We start from the raw sequence: 6,422 nt of genomic DNA, 5'->3' as shown, positions 1-6,422 counted from the left end.
TTTTTATTAATTTTTGCAGGTTTAATAATCAGCACACTTGGCTATTTAGTCTTTACAGACTATGGTTTAATTGACGCATTTTTTCAGGCTTCTTATACTTTTACTACAACAGGTTTTGGCGCATTAGATGAGGGTGAGTTTGATGACTTGACTATCTTTTATACCGCTTTTGTAATGTTGGCAGGTTCGCTTGTTTTAAGCTTCTGTGTTGTTAGTGTGATTGATATACTTAGTCGGGGAAAACTGATTCCAATTATTAAGGAACGTAATATGATTTACAAAATTGCGCGATTAAAAAATCATTTTATCATTTGTTATCACAATGAATACACGATACAGCTATCACAGCAATTTCGTGAGGCACACATTCCCTTTGTAGTGGTGGATCGTAACGATTCGTTAGAAGATATTGCGCAAAAATATCATTATCCTTTTTTTATTAACGAAGACCCACATACAGAAATTGCAATGCTCAAATGCCATCTTTCTAGTGCGCGTGGGGTGATTACATTGTCCAATAATATTGCAGATAATATTGCTCAAATTGCCTCTGTGAGGCTTTATGAGCGTGAATTGGGGCGCAAACCTTATTTTATTATTGGCAATGCGGATAATAATGAAGATGAGGAAAAGCTTAAAAAACTTGGTGCAAATTACGCTGTGTCTCCCTCAAAGCTGTTTGCTCAAAGAGTTAATGCAATGGCAACGCGCCCAGATATGGAGAATCTTTTGGAGAGATTTGCCTATCAAAAGGATACACCGCTTGATTTAGAAGAAATTGTTGTGCCTCGTTATTCTTGGCTCGTCCTAAAAAAGCTTAAAGAAGCCCATGTGCGTGAGATTACACAGACTTCTATTGTGGGGATTACGCAAAAAGATGGCAAATTTATTTCTATGCCTAATGGGGACACTTTAGTAACAAGCGAATGCAAATTACTTGTGATTGGCACTTCACATGGTGTGCATCTAACAAAACAGCTTATCTTTAAAAAAGATAAGCCAGAGGAGTTAAAATATGTTTAGTTTTTTCCCAATACAAGGTGGAATCGCGGTAGCAAAGGGGTTTTATTGCGACGGAGTAAGTGCAGGATTAAAGCCCAATGGAGAACCTGATGTGGCTTTTATTTATTCGGATTCTTTGTGTGAAGTAGAAGCGATTTTTACACAAAACAAATTTTGCGCCGCACCCATTTTGCATTATCAAGAATATGATAAAAATTTCAAAACGAATTTCGTGTTAATTAACTCTAAAAATGCGAACGCCTTAACAGGTGATGAAGGTGTAGCAAATGTCAAAGAAATATTAGACGAAGCCAAAGGTAAATTTCCTATGATTTATAATCCGATTATGAGTTCTACCGGAGTGATTGGTGTGCAGCTTCCAAAGACAAAAATTGTAGAATCTTTTTTGAAATTTGATTTGACAAAAAAAGACGATGCAAAAGCAGCAAATGCAATTATGACGACAGACCGCTTTAGTAAAACCATTGCTTTTGAAGTTGTGCTAGAGGATAAGACTAGCTTTAAAATTGGTGCGATGTGCAAGGGCGCAGGTATGATTAATCCCTCTTTAGCAACAATGTTATGTTTTATCGCCACAGACGCGGAGATTCCAAAGTCGGATATGAAAGATCTTTTACAAAATGCTGCTGAAAACACTTTTAATGCAATTAGCGTAGATGGTGATACTTCTACAAATGATACGATTTTGCTTTTAAGTAATGGCAAGAGTGGAGCATATAATAAGGAAGCATTCGGCTTTGTGTTAGAAAAGATTATGCACAAACTTGCAACGGATATTGTGCGTGATGGCGAGGGTGCGACGAAGCTTGTTGCCTTTGAAGTAAGAGGTGCAAAAACCTCAAAAGAAGCGCAAAAAGTAGCCAAGGCGTTAAGTCAATCTTTGCTTGTTAAAACTGCATTGTTTGGTTGCGACCCTAATTGGGGTAGAATCGCATCAACGATCGGAGCAAGTGGGATTGAATGTAGTCCTAAGACATTAGAAATTTATTTTGATGAAGTGTGTGTTTATCAAAAAGGCATGATTTATTTTGATGGTGAAAATGAAAAAAAAGCTGCAGAAGTTCTAAAACGGGAATCTTTTAGAATTATTTGTGAGATTGGTAAGGGCACAGAATCCTATGTGGCATATGGTTGCGACTTAGGACACGAATATGTCAAAATTAATGCGGATTATCGTTCGTAAATTTAAGCAAGATTATCTAAAATTTTGCAAAAATGGTAAGCATTAAGGCAATTTTGTTTATAATTTACATATTAATTTATCTTTAAAAGGAGAGCCAATGTTACACGAATATAGAGATGAGATTAGCGTTTTAAAGCAAGAGAACGCGCATTTTGCCAAAATTTTTGATGAGCATAACGAATTAGACCAAAAGATCCAAGATATTTCAGAGGGTAGAGAACACGCTTCAAGTATGGAATTAGCCGAGCTAAAACGCAAAAAATTAGAGCTTAAAGACGAAGCGTATGCTATGGTGATGGAATACATCAAAGAGAACAAAAAATAATCCAAGCCCTTTTAGAAGGGCTCTACAAATAAAAACTGCAGTATTTTTCAAATTCTTTACCTTTTAGATTCTATTTTAATATTTTTAGATTATTTTTGTTGCCGTGATTCCAAATAATAATAATGGGTTATTTTTACACATTGGAAGATTTTTCTATAACTTATGAAACAAAAAAGTAATTTTTTTAAGCGCGTTTTCTTTAAAATTAAGTCGTAACTTTAAAAATTAAATTTAGGAGGCATTATGCTTGAAATTAGATGGCATAGCCGTGCAGGACAAGGTGCAGTAACAGGAGCAAAAGGTTTGGCAGATGTGATTGCAGGGACAGGCAAGGAAGTGCAGGCTTTTGCATTTTATGGTTCAGCAAAAAGAGGTGCAGCAATGACAGCGTATAATAGAATTGATGAAAGTCCAATTCTTAACCACGAAAAATTTATGAATCCAGATTATATCTTAGTCATTGACCCTGGTTTAGTGTATATCACAGATATTTGCGCAAACGAAAAAGATTCCACAAAATACATTATTACAACACACTTAAGTAAAGAGGAATTTTTAAAATCCAAACCAGAGCTTAAAGGCAAGGAAGTTTATATACTAGATTGTATTGGGCTTTCTTTAGAGGCTTTTGGCAGGTCAATCCCTAATGCACCAATGCTTGGAGCATTTTTGAAAATTTCGGGTGCGTTGGAGTTGGACTTTTTCTTGGAATCTTTCAAAAAAGTATTAGGCAAAAAACTTCCACAAAAAATCATTGATGCAAATATGGAAGTAATTAGAAAAGCGTATAACGAAGTAAAATAGGAGTAAAAAATGAATTATAAAGGTTGGAACGAGTTTGAAGCGGGTTCTGTGCTGTTCCCTTTTGATAAAGGTAATGCAGCGGTAGAAAAACACGCAGATTCTAGAAATTATCGTGAGGATAGCTCTTATAAGGCAAGTGTAGCGCATTGGCGTGTAGAAAAACCTGTGCATAATGTAGAGCATTGCATTAATTGCTATTTTTGTTGGGTTTATTGCCCAGATTCTTCAATTTTGGTGCGAGATGAAAAAATGAGCGGCGTAGATTATGTGCATTGCAAAGGCTGTGGCGTGTGTGTAGATGTATGCCCAACAAATCCAAAATCTCTTTTGATGTTTAGTGATTATGAGAGCAATGAAAATGCACTTAGCAAATGGCCTAAAAAAGAAGAAAAGAAAAAGGATTAATAATGGCAGAAGTCTATGAATTACAAGAAGTAGAAGTTTGGGATGGAAATATGGCAGCAAGCCACGCAATGAGACAAGCACAGATTGATGTTGTTTCTGCATATCCTATCACACCATCAACGCCGATTGTGCAAAATTACGCGACTTTCTTAGCAAATGGCTACATTGATGGAGAGTTCGTAATGGTGGAATCTGAACACGCCGCAATGAGTGGCTGTGTGGGCGCAGCAGCAGCAGGCGGACGCGTAGCAACAGCAACGAGCTCACAAGGATTTGCTTTGATGGTGGAAGTGCTATACCAAGCCTCTGGTATGCGTTTGCCAATCGTGCTAAATGTCGTAAATCGCGCCCTTGCAAGTCCTCTAAATGTCAATGGAGACCACTCGGATATGTATTTGGGGCGTGATGCAGGTTGGATTAATCTATGCACCTATAATCCACAAGAGGCGTATGACTTCAACCTTATGGCGTTTAAAATCGCAGAAGATTACGATGTGCGCTTACCGGTTATGGTGCATCAAGATGGATTTATTTGTTCTCATACAGCACAGAGTGTGCGCCCACTAAAAGATGCAGAGGCGTATAAATTTATTGGTGATTACAAACCTAAAAATGCAATGCTAGACTTTGAGCGTCCAGCAACTTATGGGGCACAAACAGAAGAGGATTGGCATTTTGAGCATAAAGCGCAGTTACACAATGCAATTATGAATTCTATGGGTGTGATTGAGCGCACTTTTAAAGAATTTGAAAAACTCACAGGGCGTAAATATAATATCGTAGAAAAATACGATATGGAAGATGCAGAAGTTGCAATCGTGGCACTTGGTACAACGGTGGAATCTGCAAGAATCGCCACAAAAGAAGCAAGGAAAAATGGTATTAAAGCGGGTGTTGTAAGTATTCGTTCGCTTAGACCATTTCCCTATTTGGCATTTTGTGAAAGTTTAAGCAAAGTTAAAGCGGTAGCATTTTTAGACAGAAGTTTGCCTGCAGGTGCAATGGGAATGCTTTATAATGAAGGTGTAGCAGCACTTTATCACGGCGCAAATAAACCTATGGTAAGCAATTATATTTATGGATTGGGCGGACGCGACTTGACACAAAGCAATCTACAAGAGATTCTAAAAGAATTACAGGCAAATGCAAAAGCAGGGAAGCTAACGCACCCAACACAGCAATTTATTGGGCTTAGAGGTCCAAAACTTGGATTTAATTAAGGAGTGCGAAATGAGTGAAATTAAAAATTTGAAACAATATTCAAGAGCAAGTGAGCGATTTGAAGGTGCGCATCTTTTATGTCCGGGTTGCGCACATGGAATGATTGTGCGTGAAGTATTAAATGCCACAGAACACCCTTTGTTGATTGCAACTTCTACCGGTTGTTTGGAAGTAAGCACCGCAGTTTATCCCTATACTTCTTGGGATACTCCTTGGATTCATATTGGATTTGAGAATAGCTCCACAGCTATTGCAGGTGCAGAGGCAATGTATAAGGCATTAAAGCGCAAAAATAGGCTTTATAGTGATAAAGAACCAAAATTCGTAGCCTTTGGTGGTGATGGTTCTACTTATGACATTGGATTCCAATTTATTAGTGGTTGCTTTGAAAGAGGGCATGATTTCACCTATGTGTGCTTAGATAATGAAGTGTATGCGAACACAGGGGGGCAAAGGAGTGGTTCTACACCGCTTGGTGCTTCTACAACTACTACACCAGCAGGACGCGTAAGCTATGGCAAAAAGGACAGAAAGAAAGATTTACTTTTCATTATGGCAGCGCACGGCGCACCTTATGTGGCACAAGTTGCGCCTAATAAATGGAAAGATATGAGTAAAAAAATCAAAACTGCAATTGAAACAGAGGGACCAACTTTTATCAACGCAATGAGTGCTTGCACCACAGAATGGAGATTCCCCTCTAATCAAACGATTGAAATGAGTGATTTAGCAGTAGATTCTCTTGTATTTCCGCTCTTTGAAATTATCAATGGACGAGAGCTAAAAATCACTTATCGCCCGAAAAATGTCGTTCCTGTGCGTGATTATCTAGGCGCACAAGCGAGATTTAAGCATCTCTTTAAGCCGGAAAATGAGCATTTAATCACAGAATGGCAAAAGAGAGTTGATGAATATTGGGAGTATCTACAAAGGCGCGAAGAGGCGAAAGTGTAGCAAATAGCAGAGCTTAGGCTTTGCTATTTTGTAAGATTATAAAGATTTAACAATGCGTTAATGGGGCACAATAGCCCTTGTTTGGAATCTATTTTTTACCTTTCTTTTTTATTATTAAGAATTATTGTCCATTGTGAGAGCATAGAATCTGCACAAATCATTGGATACATAGAATCTTGTTACATAACTCCACAAAATAAATTTCGCGACATATCCTGTCATCTTGTTGGTTTATAATTTGCCCATAGAGAAATCTATAAATTAATTTAAGGAGGCATTATGCTTAGATTTGTTGTAGGATTTGCGGCAGGTTGGATTGCTAAGAAGTGGCTTGATGAGGAGATTGATAAAAATCAAGTTTTTTGCAGTGATTATGGTTATACTGATGCAATTAAGGATATGTTTAATAGCAAAATGGATTCTGAAACTTCTGTTTTGGAGCGCATTAAGCGACTATTCCAAAGGACAATAGAGGCATTTCAAAAGACTTTTACAAGAGGAGCTGGA

Annotated in this window: 7 protein-coding genes and 1 pseudogene; all 8 read left to right on the top strand. The window is 37.6% G+C overall.

Annotation, left to right across the window (positions count from 1 at the left end; all coding sequences use genetic code 11):
- Positions 1–1,023, top strand: a 1,023-nt coding sequence (locus Q1553_RS07515; protein ID WP_300842872.1) for a potassium channel protein, incomplete at its 5' end; no start/stop codon positions are given.
- Positions 1,016–2,206 carry a bifunctional glutamate N-acetyltransferase/amino-acid acetyltransferase ArgJ gene (gene argJ / locus Q1553_RS07510; RefSeq protein ID WP_115551682.1) on the top strand — a complete coding sequence of 397 codons (1,191 nt, stop codon included), beginning with the start codon at positions 1,016–1,018 and terminating at the stop codon, positions 2,204–2,206. The genes Q1553_RS07515 and argJ, both read left to right, overlap by 8 nt.
- Positions 2,207–2,303: 97 nt before the next feature.
- Positions 2,304–2,531, top strand: coding sequence for a YdcH family protein (locus Q1553_RS07505; RefSeq protein WP_115551681.1), 228 nt, complete (start codon positions 2,304–2,306; stop codon positions 2,529–2,531).
- Between the two features lie 243 nt (positions 2,532–2,774).
- The gene (locus Q1553_RS07500) at positions 2,775–3,335 is read left to right on the top strand and encodes a pyruvate flavodoxin oxidoreductase subunit gamma (protein WP_298496402.1); all 561 of its coding nucleotides are present in this window, start codon (positions 2,775–2,777) and stop codon (positions 3,333–3,335) included.
- Positions 3,336–3,344: 9 nt separating this feature from the next.
- Positions 3,345–3,740, top strand: coding sequence for a 4Fe-4S dicluster-binding protein (locus tag Q1553_RS07495; protein WP_115551679.1), 396 nt, complete (start codon positions 3,345–3,347; stop codon positions 3,738–3,740).
- A gap of 2 nt (positions 3,741–3,742) precedes the next feature.
- A complete protein-coding gene (locus Q1553_RS07490) occupies positions 3,743–4,960 on the top strand; it encodes a 2-oxoacid:ferredoxin oxidoreductase subunit alpha (protein WP_115551678.1) in 1,218 nt (405 codons plus the stop codon).
- Positions 4,961–4,970: 10 nt separating this feature from the next.
- Positions 4,971–5,915, top strand: coding sequence for a thiamine pyrophosphate-dependent enzyme (locus Q1553_RS07485; RefSeq protein ID WP_115551677.1), 945 nt, complete (start codon positions 4,971–4,973; stop codon positions 5,913–5,915).
- 279 nt (positions 5,916–6,194) lie between these two features.
- Positions 6,195–6,422 (top strand): annotated as a pseudogene (locus tag Q1553_RS07480) (hypothetical protein); the annotation flags it as partial.

The organism is Helicobacter sp. UBA3407 (assembly GCF_949747025.1).
In the GTDB taxonomy this organism is placed as follows: Bacteria; Campylobacterota; Campylobacteria; order Campylobacterales; family Helicobacteraceae; genus Helicobacter_D; species Helicobacter_D ganmani.
The sequence above is the reverse complement of the archived record's forward strand: the minus strand, read 5'-3'. Positions and strand labels throughout refer to the sequence as shown.

Bases quoted from the DNA above. Each gene is read 5' to 3' on its own strand.
- Q1553_RS07485 (WP_115551677.1), top strand. From the start codon at position 4,971: ATGAGTGAAATTAAAAATTTGAAACAATATTCAAGAGCAAGTGAGCGA.
- argJ (WP_115551682.1), top strand. From the start codon at position 1,016: ATGTTTAGTTTTTTCCCAATACAAGGTGGAATCGCGGTAGCAAAGGGG.
- Q1553_RS07490 (WP_115551678.1), top strand. From the start codon at position 3,743: ATGGCAGAAGTCTATGAATTACAAGAAGTAGAAGTTTGGGATGGAAAT.
- Q1553_RS07495 (WP_115551679.1), top strand. From the start codon at position 3,345: ATGAATTATAAAGGTTGGAACGAGTTTGAAGCGGGTTCTGTGCTGTTC.
- Q1553_RS07505 (WP_115551681.1), top strand. From the start codon at position 2,304: ATGTTACACGAATATAGAGATGAGATTAGCGTTTTAAAGCAAGAGAAC.
- Q1553_RS07500 (WP_298496402.1), top strand. From the start codon at position 2,775: ATGCTTGAAATTAGATGGCATAGCCGTGCAGGACAAGGTGCAGTAACA.